We start from the raw sequence: 16,599 nt of genomic DNA on the forward strand, positions 1-16,599 counted from the left end.
ATTGACCTCAGAGGAGGAAAATCTTATGAAAGCAACAGTTAGTATTTTTACAGAAATTCCCGAATCACTTCACGAATCCTTAAAAAACTACTTAGAAACCCATCCTGATTGGGATGAAAACAGAGTATTGACAGCGGCGCTATCATTATTTTTACTCCAAAATGGAGAGAGCGATCGCCGTGCTGCTAGAGTCTATCTAGAAACTTTGTTTCACCATTCCTAAGTAAAAATACCCTGGATTGCAGCAGCAATAGCTAATTTACTAGACACTCCATAGGTACTAGTATCAAGGGCGTTATTCTGGCTCATGCCTGATATAGGAACAACAAACCCGTGCCCGATTAATGGGTTTTGAAAGCAAGCAGCTGCTTTGCACTTGGGGGTTCCAAAAGTTCGACGAAGTGGGTGGAACCACCTGTTGTGAGCGCTGCCGACGCTTTTCTAGTGCAAAGTCGAGCAGTAGCCTTTGCTCCGATAGTGCAGCTAAGCCGAGTCTTCTAGTGTCAAAGACACTCTTGCATTCGAGCGTCATAATCCTCTCTAAGAGACGCTTTGCGTAGCGTTAGCGAGGCAGGAGCATCATCCCGAAGGGGTAAGCAGTCATCAATCATCAGTCAGCAACTTCAAACCGGATAATTTATTTCTTAGAGTTGCCCTATGTAGCGGTTTTTGTCTAAATATATACTTAGTGTAGCACAGTTAGCTGTGCTACACTCCGAAGGTACACCAGTTTGCTCAAGTTTGCTAAACTTTTTGTAGTTCCTCCTGATGGCTGAAAAACCAAAATAAATTTTATCCAAAATCTGAAATCTAAAATTGTTTTGGTCAAGAGTTAAAAAACTCTAGACTATGTACTCAGGACTTAGCTTCCAACTGTTGAGGGTGAGCAGGAGATTCAAACTTATACCCTACACCACGTACAGTTTGAATTAACGCTGGCTGACTCACATCAATTTCAATCTTCTTGCGAATTTGACCGATGTGCACATCTACAACCCGTTGGTCGCCGACATATTCATAGTCCCATACCTCTTGAATTAATTCTGCACGCCGCCAAACTCGACCTGGATGACTGGCTAAAAAATGCAATAAGTCAAATTCTAGAGCAGTTAAGGGTACTGGTTGGTTATTAAGTGCCACCTCCCGGCGCACAGGATCGATCATCAGTTTTTCAAATACCAAACGTTTCTGCTCGGCAGTAGTTATGACTCGCTGGCGTCTCAAAATCGCTCCTACTCTGACTTCTAGCTCTCCCAAACCAAAAGGCTTCGTGAGATAGTCATCAGCACCTTTGGAAAAACCGCGAATTTTGTCAGCTTCGTCAGCACGACTAGTCAACATTAGAACAAAAACACCATTACGACTTTGCATCTCTTGGCAGAGGTTAAACCCAATTACATCTGGTAAATTTACATCTAAAATCACCAAATCAGGGTTAAATTGCTCAAATAGAGTTAAGGCTGTCTTTCCATCTTCGGCAGCCTCCACCTGATAGTTCTGCTTCATTAAAAAGCGTTGAATTAAATTCCGAACCGCAGGGTCGTCGTCAACAACAAGAATCTTGGCGGGAGCCATGACCATCACTTTGCACAAAAATTCGTAAGATTAACAAGAAGGTTGCGTAAAAACACAGTTGCCACTTTAGGAGCTATTAAGAATTTACAGAGCTACGGCATGATTATCTTGATTATTCAAATAATTAATATTGGAATCAGGATTGTTGGGGATGAGAACGGTAAACTTCTGGAAAACCATAATCTAGCCCTGCATGGTGTGCAGGTTTTGTAACTGTCAATGTGCTTACCATAAAGACGTTCAAACCCTAGCCACAGCGGTTTGTAAAACCCGAATACTTTTTACCCCAATTAGCTGGTAACTTAAAACGTTTCAATTTTAAATCGAGATGTGGTTTTACACCACAAGCGATCATCAGTATAATTAAAAAAACTTTGTTAGGGCACAGTAAGTCGCCAAATTTGAAACAGTAAAGTTAATTTTTTCATAAAAACTCTGCGTTTTAGGTACTATTTAGTTCAAATTCTAGATTAGAGCGAGAATTAGGCAACGACATGAGGGTATACACGGAGTTATGGCGATATGTTAAAGTGACTATAGTCTAAATCTCAAAGTCGGTCAAACTAACTCGTGCTACTATCCTGATAGACCATAAATATAAGTCGAAACATTAAGTTTCGATATAGGCAAAAGCTAAATTTGTTTTTTCTTTGACAATAGACTGCCGCTGACTGAGGCTGAAGTAACAAACTCCCATGAGCGATCAAAATCCCTACGAAAAACTTGGGGTATCAGAAGAGGCTTCCTTCGATGAAATTCAGGATGCTCGTAATCATCTATTCGAGCAACATAGTGGTGATGCCAAGCATCTAGAAGTGATCGAAGCGGCTTACGATGCGATTTTAATGGATCGTTTACGGATGCGTCAGGAAGGTAAAATTAAAGTTCCTGAACGTATTCGCTTTCCAGAGTTGCGAGTACAATTGCCCCCTAAAGAAGCTCAAACCCCTCGTGAGCATTCACCTGCATGGCTGCAACGAATGATTGATCGGCCAACACCAGCTGATATCCTCTTACCAGGAGCCTGGTATCTTGGTTTGAGTGCTATTAGTCTGTTTTACCCAGAGGGAGGCGACCAGGTTTTACAATTAGCATTAGTGGTTGGGGTAAGTATCGGTATTTACTTTCTCAAGCGCAAAGAAGGTAAGTTTGGCAGAGCAGTTTTATTCACTCTTGTCAGTTTAATAATTGGCTTAATAGCTGGAGGTCTACTTGCTAGCTGGCTCTTACCACAAATATCATTCATAAATATCGGATCAAATCAGTTTTCTACAGCACTAACTTTTATTTTGTTATGGTTAGTTAGTAGCTTTCTACGCTAAATCTATACCTTTAGGAAACACACTTCAAAAAATACAGGGAGTAGGGAGTGAGCAGAGGGCAGAGGGGAGAATAACTCTTAATTCCTCACTCAGCACCGGACGCTCTTAACTCCTGATTTAGCACTGGGCACTTAATAATGTCCAATCTTTATAAATTAGTATTTTCCTCAGGGGCTTCAAACTTGTAGCCGTAGCCGCGTACAGTTTTAATAAACTCTGGTACACTGGCGTCGATTTCCATCTTCTTACGAAGCTGACCAATATGTACATCAACCACTCGTCCATCTCCAACGTATTCACAACCCCAGATTTTTTGGATTAGCTGTGGACGACTCCAAGCTTGACCCGGATGACTTGCCAAAAAATGCAAGATATTAAATTCTAAGGCTGTTAAGGTGAGAGGTTTATCATTAAGTGTTACCTCGCGACCTTCTGGGTTAATTACTAACTGCTTGAAGACAATACGTTGTGTAGGGGAGGGATTAATGTAGCGTATCCGCCTCAAAAGAGCTTCTACTCTCACTTCTACTTCTGCAAGGCTAAACGGTTTAGTCATGAAATCATCAGCACCAGCGGCTAAGATTTTAATTTTATCAGCTTCGTCAGTTCTACTAGTCAATATCATCACTAAAACATTAGTACGACTCTGCATTTCTTGGCAGAGGCTATAACCGTTAACATCTGGTAAATTCCAATCCAAAATCACTAGGGCTGGGTTAAATTGCTCAAACAACGACAAAGCAGTCTTACCATCTGCCGCCGATTCTATTTGATATTTTCGACTCAAGAAACGATAGACGAGATTTCGAACGCCGAAGTCGTCATCGACGATGAGAATTTTCGCAGTAGTATCGGGAACTGTAATCATAATGTTACCTTGCTGCTTATTGTTGGTTGGGCAATTAACTGTTGTGCTAGTTTTGCTTTACGTGTTTGTGTTGAAAGTATATTCACGCTGATTTTGCTAAGTGCGATCGTTAGTGTAGTACTTGTTTACAATTAAATCTCCATAAAATTGAGCAAAACTTCAGCCATCGTTATGCTTATACAAGTTATAAGCATTGTATAACTTTGGTAAAAGTTTTAAATTTTATGGTAAAATCCTAAACTGAATACACACAGTTAAGTGCTACTAAAGCTGATCTGCATCACCACAAATAGCTCAAATGAAACACCAGAGCAACGGCGATCGCTAAAATTTTGTCAAAGAACACACTGCCTGATTAATACGTTTCTATCAAGGCTCGGGAACCAAGCCATAAGCCAATCTAGATTCTCAATTATCTACTCAACTGTACTTTAGCCAAGGGATATGATTCGTTGAGGAAGACTGGGAAAATTTACTCAACGTGCATTTGTATGTAGTTATTCTCTTAAGCATATACTATACTACAAGTTTTACTTTCAGACTACGAACAGAATAATTAGTAATTCCTCATATCAGTTAAAGAAGGATAAAGCCCTAAGTAATTCGTAATTGATGGACAGAGGAGTTAATAAATTAATAGATATATAAAAATGTAATAATAAATATTTTTAAATTAACTGTAACCATGGATGAGTTATAATTATGAATTCATCCGAGCAGGTAAAGACTTAGAGCATCAGCAGAAGGCATAAGAACAGCAAAAATAACTTTAACAGACAAAACTTTGAGTCAGCACAATATTAGCAAGAGCTTTAAAGATTATATCGTTTCCTAAAAAGTCTGATAAAAATAGTGGATCTACAATAAAACCACAACCTGTAATAAAAGCAACAAATGATGTGTTTAATTTCTCAATACTTTGCTAAAGACTTCTCTCGATTCATGTAAATAGAACGGTGTGAAAAAACAAAACTATTTTAAGAAAAATTAAATTGGTTTAAACCTTCTTTCTTCAAGCATGGCTGCCTCCTACATCCTGCCATATTAACATTGCGTAAAGCTTTTTCTTGACAAAGACGCACTTGCGTTCGGCATAGCTTCTGTTCTTGCACCAATGCATAGAGCGACACATCACAAAGTTAAGATCTGTACGTAAGTGCGTCTTGTAGAGAAGAGAGGCTTTCAACGCTCGAATGCAAGAGCGTGTGGTAGACAAAACTAGATTTAGCTGCAATCTCGAATCAAAATGTCACTTGGTTGAGAGCCGCCAGAGCCGTTCAATGCTAGTGGCTCAACTTTATAACATAGGGGCGTCAGTTTTCAAGAAAATGCATTATGACTTCAATCCTCCGTTTCGTTCTCTTGGTAACTCATTTGCGTTTTCAAATGAAAAATTTTATCAATTAAACAAGAAAATTATTAATCTTCTTTTTTAAATAGTTTTAAATTATCAAATTTTAGAAAGATAAAAATAATTATTTTTAGAGTAAATATATAGATTTATATAGTATTAATTGACTAAATTTGCAATGGATTAAATGGTAGAAGTTGAGAAAATTACTAAGTCTATCTGAAGAGAGACTTTAAATATGTTCATCCTCGCGAAAGAGCAATTCGAGATATCTTATTTGTTAAATTGCTATTAATATCGTCAGCAAGGAATAGTTATGAATAACAATTTAGTAGGCGGCATCATTCCCCCACAGCCACCAATACAAGCACAATCTGATGCTCATACACTGAAGTCTCGCTTGGAATGGGGTGAACCAGCTTTTACAATATTGGATGTGCGCGATCGCAGAACCTATAATGAAGGTCATATTATGGGAGCGATGCCTATGTCAATAGATGAATTGGTAGACCGTGCAGTAGCCTCTTTAGATAAAAGCCGTGATATTTATGTTTACGGCGCTAATGAAGAAGAAGCTGCCCAAGCCGCACAACAACTTCGTTCTAATGGGTTTGAGCATGTTTCTCAACTTCAAGGTGGTCTTGAGGCATGGAAGGCGATTGGTGGTCCCACCGAAGGCATTATTGAATCAAAAACTCCTGCAGGTGCTGATGAGTACAATGTGGTAGCTCGGCTACAAAATCATGCAGAAAATCAGCCAAAGGGAGGTAGTAGTCCCGTTGAAAGTATTAAAAAGGGAGTCAGTAACCTTAAGGAAGACATTCAACAGAAAGCTGGTGAAGTTAAGGAAGGCGTTCAACAGAAAGCTGGTGAAGTTAAGGAAGGCGTTCAACAGAAAGCTGGTGAAGTTAAGGAAGGCGTTCAACAGAAAGCTGGTGAAGTTAAGGAAGGCGTTCAACAGAAAGCTGGTGAAGTTAAGGAAGACATTAAAGAATCTTGAACTTTTAGAAGTTCAGACGGTCATAATGTTGGATCTCAGACAAGAAATAGCCTGAAAAATTAGTCATTAGCTGTAGGCGAATGTTGGGGAGCCGCTGCAAAGAGAGGGGTCTCCCCAATAAGCAAGTGGTATTTGAGAAGCATAGCTTGCTTACCTTACATTAACCTATATTGTAAAGGTTTTCTTCGATAACGCTAAAGCTTGAACTAATCCGACTATAAATTAATGACTAAATAGTTTATAATCATATTCCACAATTGGGAAATTTCAATTTAGGATCAGCTGTGTGGTTAGCGACCAGAGTTAAATGTGTAGTTAATGCTTGTTTAGAGACCCTGTAATCCAAGACAAAAAGCAGTTAACAATAAATCAAGATTTTGGCATTTTTGTTTTAATCACAAATTTAAGATTGATTCTACTTTTAAAATAATTAATGTTCAAATAAATCTTTGAATAGTAACAAATCTAGAGAAACTATTGTTGGCAAAAATTCAAAACATTCTTGAGCAAGTTGCCAACGTTGTTCTCGTTTGAGCATTTCGGTGAGTTTCTCTTGCACGTTAAGTAAGTAGCGCACATCATTGGCGGCATAACTCAATTGAGCCTCAGATAGATTAGCAGCATTACCCCAATCAGAACTTTGAGCGCTTTTATCCAGTTCGACTCGTTCTAATTCTTGGACTACATCTTTGAGTCCGTGGCGATTTGTGTAAGTACGAGCTAACTTACTAGCGATTTTTGTGCAAAAAACAGGGTGAACTTGAATTCCTAAATTGGCTCGCAAAGTAGCAAGGTCAAAACGAGCAAAGTGAAACACTTTTACAACATTCGCGGCCAATAAAAGTTCTTGTAGATTTGGGGCGTCACTTTGTCCTTTGGCAATGCGGATTACAGTAACTTTTCCTTGTTGGGTGCACAACTGAACCAGACACAAACGATCGCGTTGCGGTAATAATCCCATCGTTTCTGTATCTACTGCAATTGCTGCCGATTCTAAATACTCTTTAAGGGCTGCATCACTGAGGTCGCGATCGCTCACCTGAAAATCTTGTAATGTCATCAAAGGTTCAAAAATAATGTAGTGTCCAGCAGACAAAAGTCTTGTCAGACAATACATTATTATTGTCCAAAAATATCAAAAATTAAATCTACCTAGTGTGAAAAAACATTTGTGTTAGATAAACTTCGCCTTGACTATTAGTAGCAACCCCAATTCCTGTGAGGTTATAATTTCCTTTAATATTTTTTAGATGTCCAGGGCTTTTGACCCAACCACTAACAGCTTCGGCTGCCGGGTTGCTATATCCCAGGTTGAAAGCGACATTTTCTGCTGCACTGTTGTAAGGAATGGTGATAGCTTTGACTCGTCCTTCAAATCCCCGATGGCTAAATGGCGTTTTACCTTGAGCCATATTTTGACTATGAATTCTTGCCTGTCGTGTAATGCTTGCATTTAGGGTCAATTTTGATAGCCCTTTAGAAGCTCGATATCGATTAATTTGCTCAAAAACAGATTTTTCTAGCTCAGTAGGTTTAAAAGTAGGAGTTGATATTGCAACCTGACTAGAAAAAAGCGACAACAGCTTATTACGGGTGGATGTATTTGTAAAAGTATGATTTGGTATCGGAACAGTCGTTAATCCACTAGCAAGGACAAGCGCAGTTAAAGCGATGCCAAAAGCAGTTTGTCGAAACATGGAGAATTGCGTAATATGTAGAGATATAAGACTTATACTCTACCTTATAGTTCTGAAAATATATACGAGAATACTATTAAGGATTGATGAATTTCGGCAATTTGACCGCATCCTTTCTAGGCAATACAAGCAATCATTTCCAATTGTCAATAGTTCCATAGGTTAGCTGAGGAAAAATTAGCCTTAGTTTGATCAAGAATTGAAGATTTTGATCAATTTAGACATCTTTCGGAGCGTATAGCTGTACGCTCCTATATATCAATTGCGAATTTCGTCAAATAGTCTAAATTTTACTTAACCTATGTGCGCAGGAAAATTTGCGTGAAATAGATTTGCCCTTTACTATTGCTAGCAACACCAACCCCGGTCAAATTATAATTACCTATGATATTGGCTAGATGCCCTGAACTTTTGAGCCACCCTTGAACAGCTTGCGTAGCAGGGTCGCTATATTTCTGGTTGTAAGCTACATTTTCACCAGCTGCTTTGTATGTAATACCGATCGCTTTCAGGCGTTGTTGAGCTCCACTATGTCCAAAAGGCACTTTACCACTAGCCATATTCTGACTGTGAATCCTGGCCTGGTTATCGATAGCAGAATTACGAGTCAGCGCTGGTAGCCTCTTAGAAGCTCTGTAATTATTAATTTGGTTGAAAACTGACTGTTCTATAGCAGCAGTGTTAATGGTAGATTGGGCAATCTTAACAGTATCACTTGATATATGTGAAAACTTCGGCGTCAAAGCTGGCTCTTTTACAGAAGTAGCGACCGCTCCACTGCCAAGAACAAGAGTCCCTAAACCAATGCTGTAGATTGTTGTTCTAATCATTTGCTGAAAGTAGAGTTCCAGACTATCTAACCAAAGTATTATTGATTGCACAACTTGGTTATAAGTCTATATACCTCAACTTATGCTGCTATATGTTCAAAAACTACTAGCAAACTTTAAAATTTACAATCTTACAGAAAAATTTTTATGTTCATAGATAATTATCTTCTTCCATTAAAACGATTATTTATATTAAATGACTCGTCAATGGTATGGATTTATTTCCTACAATTTTTGCGCGGTTTCAATTAGTCTTGGCTAAGAGTTTGTAACTCATCCTGCACAACGCGCAAGACCCGCATTATGTATTCTGCACGCCATTTTTCCCGTTGATTAATTACTTCGGCATCCGGTTGATAACCTTCAATTTCAGTAATCGATAAAATACCTTTAACTTCTAGTAACCGTTCTATGGTGTCCAAGCGATCGCGCAGTACGGATACCTCACCAGTCAAAGCCATAACTATCGCCAACAATTTATCGATTTGCGGATTCTCTAAGTAAACTGGGTGTTTACCTTTAACTGTTTTTGCCATCCTAACTCCAATTTTCTCAAAACAAGGCTAGATTGCAAAATAAGGAAACCCAGAGAAAATCGGACTTCCTTAGTTACAAATTACTCTGCTTACTTAGTTGCAGCAACCACAAACCAACTCCCTTGGCTATTGGAGTTACCATTTTGAGCTTTCCATGCTCCATTAGGGACAAATTTCTCAAATGTTTTATCTGGTGTAAAACCAGCCTCAGTAGCTAGTGCTACCAAATCCAAATCACGTACAGCACTCCAGAAGGGTTCGTTGTTGTTAGCGGTTTCCCAATCAAAAACAAACTGTGTATAAGCATCCATGTGACGATACAACGGCGCTTCCACATGCAGCATCATCCCACCAGGAGCCAGTAGACGGTAAGACTCTTGCATCACTTTGCGGACGGCTGGGGGAGGAATTTCATGTAGCAAAATGTGAGAAACTACTAGGTCAAAAGATTCATCCGGGAAGTTAGTCTGTTCGGCGTTTTGCTGAGAGAAGTATACGCGTTTGCCCAAAGATTCGGCTCTTGCATGAGCGTAACGCAGCATAGGTGCGCTTATATCTATGGCGTGGACTTCTGCATCTGGGTAACCATCTACGTAGGGTAATGTGCTATGACCCACAGAGCATCCCAGATCAAGAATTTTTCTTGGTTGAAACTTGGGATACTCTTTTAGAAGGTAGTTTTGGACTATAGATAGCCCCATATCATCGTTGAGTGGCCCCAACCAACCTATACCATAAACATAAGTGCCGCGATCGTAAGTTGCGCCAGCAGCTACATCATTAGCGGTAAATTCGCTGTGATATCCTCCAGGCATACAGTGAATGTCTACAGCCTCTTGATAAGTAGGTATTGAAAAGTTTGGATCGAGGGTTAAAGTACCCAGTTCATTGCCTTTGTCTTTAGCACGCTCAATCAACTCTGGCAGTTGCCTATCAACGCTGGCATTTACCGCATCCCATAACATTTCCTGGCTGACTCGTTTCAGGACACTACTCCAGCGGTAGTAAGGTTCGCCTTGCATTACTTCCCGAATTTCATAACGATTCTGGGGAGGACGCTGATGTTCTTGTTCAAACTTTGGTTTGGCTAGTTTTTCATAAACTACTTTATTGCCAGGAGAGAGATTCCGAAAAATGTGCAGTTTTAAACTTTGGACAAACTCTTGGCGTGCCAACTCGTCTTGAGTGGTTTTCGGTAGCATAGGGTGTTGGAATTGTCGATCCATCGTTGCTATCTCCCTAATATTTAACGTATATTTATTTACGCAAGATCTAAAGACTTGGCTACTGTTTGTACATCCTTATCACCGCGTCCAGAGCAGTTAATCACAATCCGAGGACTGCCAGTTAGTTGAGGACACAGCATTTCTAAGTAAGCGATCGCATGAGCTGTTTCCAATGCTGGAATAATTCCCTCCAATTTTGATAATTGTTGGAACGCCGCCAAAGCTTCTGCATCCGTCACACTATAATATTCGGCACGACCAATATCCTTTAAATAGCTATGTTCTGGCCCCACACCGGGATAATCTAACCCTGCACTAATTGAGTGCGCCTCGATGATTTGCCCATCCTCATCTTGCAGCAGATAGCTCATTGCTCCGTGTAATACACCAACTCGTCCTTTTGTCAAGGTAGCTGCGTGTTTTTCGGTATTGACACCTTCTCCAGCTGCTTCAATACCAATTAAGCGTATAGAAGCTTCATTGATAAACTCAAAAAATAGTCCCATAGCATTGGAACCACCACCAACACAAGCTATGAGGATATCAGGCAATCCACCCCATTTGTCCATTGCTTGGGCGCGAGTTTCTTGACCGATAACAGCATGGAAATCACGTACCATCATTGGGTAAGGATGAGGCCCCGCTACGGAACCCAGGATATAATGAGTAGTTTCTACATTCGTCACCCAATCGCGGATTGCTTCGGAAGTGGCATCTTTGAGGGTTCCCGTTCCCGCTTCCACCGGACGTACTTCTGCCCCCATTAACCGCATTCTGAAGACATTCAAGGCTTGGCGTTCCATATCGTGAACGCCCATATATATTACGCATTGCAGTCCAAAACGAGCGCAAACTGTGGCTGTGGCTACTCCATGTTGTCCGGCACCAGTTTCAGCAATAATTCGCTGTTTACCCATGCGCTTTGCTAACAATACCTGACCAAGGGCATTATTAATTTTGTGAGCGCCAGTATGATTTAAATCTTCACGTTTTAAGTAAATTTGTGGCCCGGTGCGATCGGGTCGGGCATAATGAGCAGTCAGGCGTTCAGCGAAATACAATGGTGTGGCACGTCCTACATAATCCCGCAACAATTRCTGTAGTTCTGCTTGAAAACCAGGATCGTTGCGATACTGCTGATAAGCCGTTTCTAATTCAGCGAGAGCAGGCATTAACGTCTCAGGTACATACTTACCGCCAAAGCGTCCAAAGCGGCCTAGCAAGTCAGGAACTTGAGCAGTTGAATTTGTAGACAGGGGAGTGGTAGTCACAGGCTGAATTTTGATAAGAGAAATAACTTAATTATTATAAGAAAGTCTAGCAAACAACGAGGGGTAATACTTGCTGTACGTATACTTTTGGAACAATTGTGCCTGTGTAGGATGTATTTATCTGACGGTCTGATAAATCAAGCATTGGCATTAGTAGAGGAATAGAGCTGATGAGGCAGCGTTATATGATGGTTATATGACCTACAGTTGAGCAGTTGTTGTTTGTGTCTGTGAACCTTAAGATTGAAGTTTCCACTGCTGGGAAATTTTTATTAATAAATATTTTATGTCTTCTGCCAATTCCAAATCTTCTGATAAAAACTTTGTCTACCGCGAATTTGGTAGCGATAACTCCGCGGCTACAGAAAGACCAATTCCAGAATCACCTCCACAACAGCAAAATCTGAGAGTGCAAGCTTCCCGCAAAGGACGCAAAGGCAAAACGGTGACTGTGATTAGCGGTTTTCAAGCCAAACCAGAAACTTTGGCAGATTTGCTTAAACAGCTGAAAACTCAGTGTGGTACAGGTGGGACAATTAAAGACAATGAAATTGAAATTCAAGGCGACCACAAGCAGAAAATTGTTGAGATTTTGACCAAGCTTGGTTATAAAGCCAAAATCAGTGGTGGCTAATTTTAAATATGTGCGGTTTCCCGCATCTTAACCGGAAGATAAATTGAGAGGGTCAATGTTATCTTTGAAAAGGATAAATATGCTTGAACAGTGGTCAACGACTTAGCCAATAAGCTGTCTTAGATGAGATTAAGAGGAGGTTTAAATGGATTTAGTTCGGATTCTGTGTGCCATTTTCGTGCCACCTTTGGGAGTTTTTTTACAAGTAGGTTTTGGTATAGACTTTTGGATTAATATAGTTTTAACGCTTTTTGGTTACATTCCTGGAATTATTCACGCAGTGTGGATAATTGCTAAGAAATAATTCTTTGTAGGTAATTTGGGTGTACCAATCTCGGTATTAGTAATTTTGAACAAGACTTCCGTAGAGGTAATTTATAAATTGCCTCTACGAAATAAGTAAGGCAAAAGTTAAAATATAAAAAATAATAATTCAATGTCTTTTGAAGTCAATTATTAATTATCAAAATTTAAATAATAATTAATCAGGAGTTTATTTGGTTGTTCTTGCTTTGATCGCCAAAGTATTTTTGCAGTAAAATATTAGTATATTCTCTCAATCTTCAAACAATTAGTTATAGCCGTAGTCACACTATTTAGGACATAATGAGAAGCGTGAATGCGAGCAACAGTAATAGTTTTACCTCCTGCCTTCAGCAAGAACTGCCTTTTCTTCGACACGCTACGCGAACTGGCTCTTGCTATAGCGGATCTCTGATTGAGAGAATACGCTAATAATCTTGGTTAATCAACTAATTAGAGTTACTCCTCCCGTATCTAAATCGTAACGACCTCCAACAATTTTCAATTTACCAGACTGTAACCGCTCAGTTAAAAGCCGCGATCGCTTCAGCCGTGCAATTTGATATTGGACGTTGGCAACTACAGCATTATCAACCGCGTCCCCTGGCTGAAGCTTGGCGCTTTTGACAACAGGCTTAATCGCCTCAACAAAGCTACCAATATCACCAAGTAATGCTTCATTTTTTACAGCAGCGGTTACGGCTCCACATCGCTCATGACCCAGCACCATCAATACTGGCGTACCTAATAAAACAACGGCATATTCGATACTGCCAAGTGATTCTGGCGTAGCAATATTTCCGGCGAGGCGAACATCAAAGATGTCTCCGATACCCTGGTCAAAAATAATTTCTGCGGGTACTCGTGAATCCGCACAACTGAGGATAGTTGCAAAAGGATGTTGCGCTTGAGCAACTTCCTGCAACCGAGCCGCAGATTGATCGGGATATTGGGGTTGATGCCGAACAAAGCGCTGATTTCCCTCTATCAACTTTTGCAATGCGGCATCAGGACTAAGAGTTTCAGGAGGCAGTTCGGCAGCCTTCACTTGTTCAACTTGCCAGAAGAAATCACTGGCAGTTACCATCATCCCGAATGCTCCTGTGACTCCTAACTTTAAAAACTCACGACGTTCCATGAAATGCTTCATTAGATTTATGATTTTTTTATAGCGACGCAACACATTTCATTGAGCGAATTTCCATTGCGTCTGAGACGTAACATGTGCCGCCAAATTTGTTAAGCAGTGGTTTAATGTTTTCTACAACACGCTTAATTTCTTCTGGCATACAAAACGCAATGATGTAAACATTATCAAGCATCGTCATGTCTAAATCTTCCGCCGTTCCTCGTAATCCTTTGCCAGCAACATTTCGGATTACAGCATGACCATGTACACCGGACTTGTCTAAGCTATCTAAAATTTTGCCAAGTTCAAAAGAGTTGGCAATAATTTCTATCCTTTTAACTAGGTGCATGTTATTACCTCCAAAACATGTTAATTCCATAGAGATATAACGGAATTCCCACAATAATATTGAACGGGAATGTTACTGCAAGAGCTGTAGAAACGTACAGACTAGGGTTTGCTTCTGGAACAGTCATCCGCATAGCTGCTGGCACAGCAATGTAAGAGGCACTGGCACACAACACCGCAAACAAGAGCGAATCACCTTGAGGCATATTGATGAATTTGGCAATTAACAACCCAATGCCTGCATTAACTATTGGAACTAATATGGCAAAGAGAATCAGAAAAACTCCGGTTTTTTGTAAGTCTTTAATTCTCCTGGCTGCCACTAGTCCCATATCCAGCAGAAAGAAGCTGAGAACACCATAAAACATCCCCTGAGTGAAGGGTTCTAAAACCTTCCCGCCGTGTTCTCCTGTTAAGAAGCCTATTATCAGGCTACCAACTAAAAGAAACACTGAACTATTAAGAAATGCTTCTTGCAAAACTTCTCCCCAAGCAAACTCTCGCTTTTCATCCAAAGAGAACAAATTCACAAGAATTAGACCAACAATGATCGCTGGAGATTCCATCAGGGCAAGGGCCGCTACCATGTAGCCATCAAAAGTAATACCAAGCTCGCTGAGAAAGGAGCTAGCGGTGATGAAGGTGACAGCACTGATAGAACCATAAGTTGCCGCGATCGCCGCAGCATCGTAAATATCTAGCTTCAGTTTGAGGATAAAAAACGTATAAATGGGGACAAAACAAGCCATCAACATGGCTGCTATCAGTGTCAGAACTACTTCCTGAGTGATTCCGCTTTTAATTAGTTCTACCCCCCCTTTAAAACCAATCGCCAATAGCAGATAAAGCGAGAGGAGTTTCGGGACTGGTGGAGGAATTTCTAGATCAGACTTGACAAAAACGGCAGTCATGCCTAAAAAGAAAAACAGAACTGGCGGATTCAGGATGTTGGATATTATTAAGCTGACATCCATTTCCACTCCTCCTGATACTGGTAAAGTTGGGAATTAAAAGAATTTCTCATCTGAAAAAATTTAATGGCTCGATCATGATGTATCGTGTCTTGTTACCCTATGTCAATTAGGCAATGAAAAACTCCACCCCTAAGGAGTGGAGTTTTTGGGTATGGAGAGTGGCAGATGACCATGTGTGGGCAGTGTACGGAAAGAGTCACTTATCACTCCTAACTCATCGCTTTTAACTCAGCACTGCCAATGCCCAAGTTTTCGTTCTCTTCGATTTGGTATCAGAAACTACTACAACTCGGCTAAATCACATTACCGATTTTAAATGTCTGACGACTTACGCAACTGTAATTACGAATTACTGTCTTCGCAGTAAGCTGTATCCTCGTCCCTTGCGCGTCTCGTAGAGAGTGTTATTAGCTTGCTTCTCGCCGGAGGCGAGTATTACGAATTACGAATTACGAATTTTATTAAACAGTACTAGTCTATCTTCCATTCCATAAGCAAAGGGCAGTTATGCAATTGCCATTCTAAAGTTGAGACATTCAAATCTTTGATTAATCCAGTGCTTATATTTAGTACCCAACCATGAACCAAAGGTGCTTTTTGCGTATAAAGTACCTGGCGCATTATGGAAGTTTGGTATAGATTTTTTACTTGCGTTACAACATTCATTTCCGCCAACCGATTCAGACGTTCTTCTCGTGTTGGTAAGATATCAATTTCTGCTTTTTTATGTAAATATAATTCTCGAATTGGATTTACCCAGTTATCAATAATTCCGATGGTTTTCCATTCTAAAGCTGCCTTAATTCCGCCACAATCGGAATGACCACAAACAATAATGTGTTTCACTTCCAAATGTAAAATTGCGTATTCTAAAACAGCTAAAAAGTTCATATCTGTCAGAGAAACTTGATTAGCAATATTACGATGTACAAATAACTCTCCCGGTTCTGTACGGGTAAAATTTGTTAAGGGCAAACGACTATCAGAACAACCAATATACAGAAATGGTGGTGTTTGACCGTTAGATAATTCTTCAAAGTAATTTGGGTTTAGAGTCAGCTTTTCGGTAACCCAAGTCTGATTATTTCTGAAGAGTTGATTAATGCTGTTATATTTCATTCTTTCATCAAATTTGAGAGAGAATTTTTTGAAGAAGAATTCAGAATTTAGGAGCAAAGCAAGGAAAGCTCCGCCAATGCATCAGAGTTGCAGAGTTAGTTATAGAGAATACTCCAATTCAATTCTGACTGATGACTGATGTTTTGATTCTGTTTTTTATAAAAATTTTAGTTATTGAAATTTCCTTATAAAGCAATATCAACTTCTTCAGATATAAAATTTCTCAAGTTGATAATTATGATTCTGTATAAATTCAGATTGCAGATTTTTAACTTCATACATAGTCATACTTATGCAATCAATAAGATACCCGACATATTTAATATATCGGGTGTCTCAATCTAATAATTTTTACAAATAAAATATGATTGCCATAGCATGTCTGATTTTACAGAGCAGACAAAGTTAAGTAGAAA

General features: G+C 39.8%; 17 protein-coding genes and 1 pseudogene. 5 read left to right on the forward strand and 13 right to left on the reverse strand.

Annotation, left to right across the window (positions count from 1 at the left end; genetic code table 11):
* Positions 1-25 precede the first annotated feature (25 nt).
* Positions 26-223: a DUF2811 domain-containing protein gene (locus FCR06_RS02180; RefSeq protein WP_073640948.1), complete on the forward strand. Its 198-nt coding sequence runs from the start codon at positions 26-28 to the stop codon at positions 221-223.
* A 72-nt stretch (positions 224-295) separates the two neighbouring features.
* Here FCR06_RS02180 and FCR06_RS02185 read toward each other — a convergent pair whose 3' ends face one another.
* Together FCR06_RS02185 and FCR06_RS02190 are read right to left on the reverse strand one after the other, a co-directional pair.
* Positions 296-532, reverse strand: a complete 237-nt coding sequence (locus FCR06_RS02185) for a hypothetical protein (RefSeq protein ID WP_138497230.1) — start codon at positions 530-532, stop codon at positions 296-298.
* 323 nt (positions 533-855) lie between these two features.
* Complete coding sequence (locus FCR06_RS02190) at positions 856-1,575, reverse strand: response regulator transcription factor (protein WP_138497231.1); 720 nt, start codon at positions 1,573-1,575, stop codon at positions 856-858.
* 695 nt (positions 1,576-2,270) lie between these two features.
* Here FCR06_RS02190 and FCR06_RS02195 point away from each other — a divergent pair.
* Complete coding sequence (locus FCR06_RS02195) at positions 2,271-2,897, forward strand: CPP1-like family protein (protein ID WP_138497232.1); 627 nt, start codon at positions 2,271-2,273, stop codon at positions 2,895-2,897.
* 148 nt (positions 2,898-3,045) lie between these two features.
* Here FCR06_RS02195 and FCR06_RS02200 read toward each other — a convergent pair whose 3' ends face one another.
* Positions 3,046-3,765 carry a response regulator transcription factor gene (locus tag FCR06_RS02200; protein ID WP_138497233.1) on the reverse strand — a complete coding sequence of 240 codons (720 nt, stop codon included), beginning with the start codon at positions 3,763-3,765 and terminating at the stop codon, positions 3,046-3,048.
* Positions 3,766-5,432: 1,667 nt separating this feature from the next.
* Here FCR06_RS02200 and FCR06_RS02205 point away from each other — a divergent pair.
* A pseudogene (locus FCR06_RS02205) lies at positions 5,433-5,879 on the forward strand (rhodanese-like domain-containing protein); the annotation flags it as partial.
* Between the two features lie 667 nt (positions 5,880-6,546).
* On the opposite strand, the gene FCR06_RS02210 reads toward FCR06_RS02205, so the two are convergent.
* The 6 genes from FCR06_RS02210 to trpB all read right to left on the reverse strand — a co-directional run bounded on the left by FCR06_RS02210 (position 6,547) and on the right by trpB (position 11,676).
* Complete coding sequence (locus FCR06_RS02210; RefSeq protein WP_138497520.1) at positions 6,547-7,176, reverse strand: ribonuclease H-like domain-containing protein; 630 nt, start codon at positions 7,174-7,176, stop codon at positions 6,547-6,549.
* Between the two features lie 88 nt (positions 7,177-7,264).
* Positions 7,265-7,813: a CAP domain-containing protein gene (locus FCR06_RS02215; RefSeq protein WP_138497234.1), complete on the reverse strand. Its 549-nt coding sequence runs from the start codon at positions 7,811-7,813 to the stop codon at positions 7,265-7,267.
* 299 nt (positions 7,814-8,112) lie between these two features.
* The gene (locus tag FCR06_RS02220) at positions 8,113-8,643 is read right to left on the reverse strand and encodes a CAP domain-containing protein (RefSeq protein WP_138497235.1); all 531 of its coding nucleotides are present in this window, start codon (positions 8,641-8,643) and stop codon (positions 8,113-8,115) included.
* Between the two features lie 248 nt (positions 8,644-8,891).
* The gene (locus FCR06_RS02225; protein WP_138497236.1) at positions 8,892-9,179 is read right to left on the reverse strand and encodes a hypothetical protein; all 288 of its coding nucleotides are present in this window, start codon (positions 9,177-9,179) and stop codon (positions 8,892-8,894) included.
* 89 nt (positions 9,180-9,268) lie between these two features.
* Positions 9,269-10,405, reverse strand: coding sequence for a class I SAM-dependent methyltransferase (locus FCR06_RS02230; RefSeq protein WP_138497237.1), 1,137 nt, complete (start codon positions 10,403-10,405; stop codon positions 9,269-9,271).
* 35 nt (positions 10,406-10,440) lie between these two features.
* On the reverse strand, positions 10,441-11,676 hold the full coding sequence (gene trpB / locus FCR06_RS02235; RefSeq protein ID WP_138497238.1) for a tryptophan synthase subunit beta: 1,236 nt from the start codon (positions 11,674-11,676) through the stop codon (positions 10,441-10,443).
* A gap of 286 nt (positions 11,677-11,962) precedes the next feature.
* On the opposite strand from trpB, the gene FCR06_RS02240 reads away from it, so the two are divergent.
* Positions 11,963-12,310, forward strand: a complete 348-nt coding sequence (locus tag FCR06_RS02240; protein ID WP_138497239.1) for a translation initiation factor — start codon at positions 11,963-11,965, stop codon at positions 12,308-12,310.
* Between the two features lie 145 nt (positions 12,311-12,455).
* Positions 12,456-12,614, forward strand: coding sequence for a YqaE/Pmp3 family membrane protein (locus FCR06_RS02245; protein ID WP_012410519.1), 159 nt, complete (start codon positions 12,456-12,458; stop codon positions 12,612-12,614).
* A gap of 444 nt (positions 12,615-13,058) precedes the next feature.
* On the opposite strand, the gene FCR06_RS02250 is transcribed toward FCR06_RS02245, so the two are convergent.
* From FCR06_RS02250 to FCR06_RS02265, 4 genes are all read right to left on the reverse strand, one after another.
* Positions 13,059-13,751 carry a carbonic anhydrase gene (locus FCR06_RS02250; protein WP_138497521.1) on the reverse strand — a complete coding sequence of 231 codons (693 nt, stop codon included), beginning with the start codon at positions 13,749-13,751 and terminating at the stop codon, positions 13,059-13,061.
* 28 nt (positions 13,752-13,779) lie between these two features.
* Positions 13,780-14,091: a P-II family nitrogen regulator gene (locus FCR06_RS02255; protein ID WP_138497240.1), complete on the reverse strand. Its 312-nt coding sequence runs from the start codon at positions 14,089-14,091 to the stop codon at positions 13,780-13,782.
* A 4-nt stretch (positions 14,092-14,095) separates the two neighbouring features.
* The gene (locus tag FCR06_RS02260; RefSeq protein ID WP_138497241.1) at positions 14,096-15,064 is read right to left on the reverse strand and encodes a sodium-dependent bicarbonate transport family permease; all 969 of its coding nucleotides are present in this window, start codon (positions 15,062-15,064) and stop codon (positions 14,096-14,098) included.
* Between the two features lie 471 nt (positions 15,065-15,535).
* Positions 15,536-16,183 carry a carbonic anhydrase gene (locus FCR06_RS02265; protein WP_138497242.1) on the reverse strand — a complete coding sequence of 216 codons (648 nt, stop codon included), beginning with the start codon at positions 16,181-16,183 and terminating at the stop codon, positions 15,536-15,538.
* Positions 16,184-16,599: the final 416 nt, after the last annotated feature.

This window comes from Nostoc sp. PA-18-2419, assembly GCF_005869855.1.
Lineage (GTDB): Bacteria > Cyanobacteriota > Cyanobacteriia > Cyanobacteriales > Nostocaceae > Nostoc.

What these genes read in the sequence shown, in the direction of transcription:
- FCR06_RS02180 (WP_073640948.1), top strand. Translation starts at nt 26, where the DNA reads ATGAAAGCAACAGTTAGTATTTTTACAGAAATTCCCGAATCACTTCAC.
- FCR06_RS02185 (WP_138497230.1), bottom strand. Translation starts at nt 532, where the DNA reads ATGACGCTCGAATGCAAGAGTGTCTTTGACACTAGAAGACTCGGCTTA.
- FCR06_RS02190 (WP_138497231.1), bottom strand. Translation starts at nt 1,575, where the DNA reads ATGGCTCCCGCCAAGATTCTTGTTGTTGACGACGACCCTGCGGTTCGG.
- FCR06_RS02195 (WP_138497232.1), top strand. Translation starts at nt 2,271, where the DNA reads ATGAGCGATCAAAATCCCTACGAAAAACTTGGGGTATCAGAAGAGGCT.
- FCR06_RS02200 (WP_138497233.1), bottom strand. Translation starts at nt 3,765, where the DNA reads ATGATTACAGTTCCCGATACTACTGCGAAAATTCTCATCGTCGATGAC.
- FCR06_RS02210 (WP_138497520.1), bottom strand. Translation starts at nt 7,176, where the DNA reads ATGACATTACAAGATTTTCAGGTGAGCGATCGCGACCTCAGTGATGCA.
- FCR06_RS02215 (WP_138497234.1), bottom strand. Translation starts at nt 7,813, where the DNA reads ATGTTTCGACAAACTGCTTTTGGCATCGCTTTAACTGCGCTTGTCCTT.
- FCR06_RS02220 (WP_138497235.1), bottom strand. Translation starts at nt 8,643, where the DNA reads ATGATTAGAACAACAATCTACAGCATTGGTTTAGGGACTCTTGTTCTT.
- FCR06_RS02225 (WP_138497236.1), bottom strand. Translation starts at nt 9,179, where the DNA reads ATGGCAAAAACAGTTAAAGGTAAACACCCAGTTTACTTAGAGAATCCG.
- FCR06_RS02230 (WP_138497237.1), bottom strand. Translation starts at nt 10,405, where the DNA reads ATGGATCGACAATTCCAACACCCTATGCTACCGAAAACCACTCAAGAC.
- FCR06_RS02240 (WP_138497239.1), top strand. Translation starts at nt 11,963, where the DNA reads ATGTCTTCTGCCAATTCCAAATCTTCTGATAAAAACTTTGTCTACCGC.
- FCR06_RS02245 (WP_012410519.1), top strand. Translation starts at nt 12,456, where the DNA reads ATGGATTTAGTTCGGATTCTGTGTGCCATTTTCGTGCCACCTTTGGGA.
- FCR06_RS02250 (WP_138497521.1), bottom strand. Translation starts at nt 13,751, where the DNA reads ATGGAACGTCGTGAGTTTTTAAAGTTAGGAGTCACAGGAGCATTCGGG.
- FCR06_RS02255 (WP_138497240.1), bottom strand. Translation starts at nt 14,091, where the DNA reads ATGCACCTAGTTAAAAGGATAGAAATTATTGCCAACTCTTTTGAACTT.
- FCR06_RS02260 (WP_138497241.1), bottom strand. Translation starts at nt 15,064, where the DNA reads ATGGATGTCAGCTTAATAATATCCAACATCCTGAATCCGCCAGTTCTG.
- FCR06_RS02265 (WP_138497242.1), bottom strand. Translation starts at nt 16,183, where the DNA reads ATGAAATATAACAGCATTAATCAACTCTTCAGAAATAATCAGACTTGG.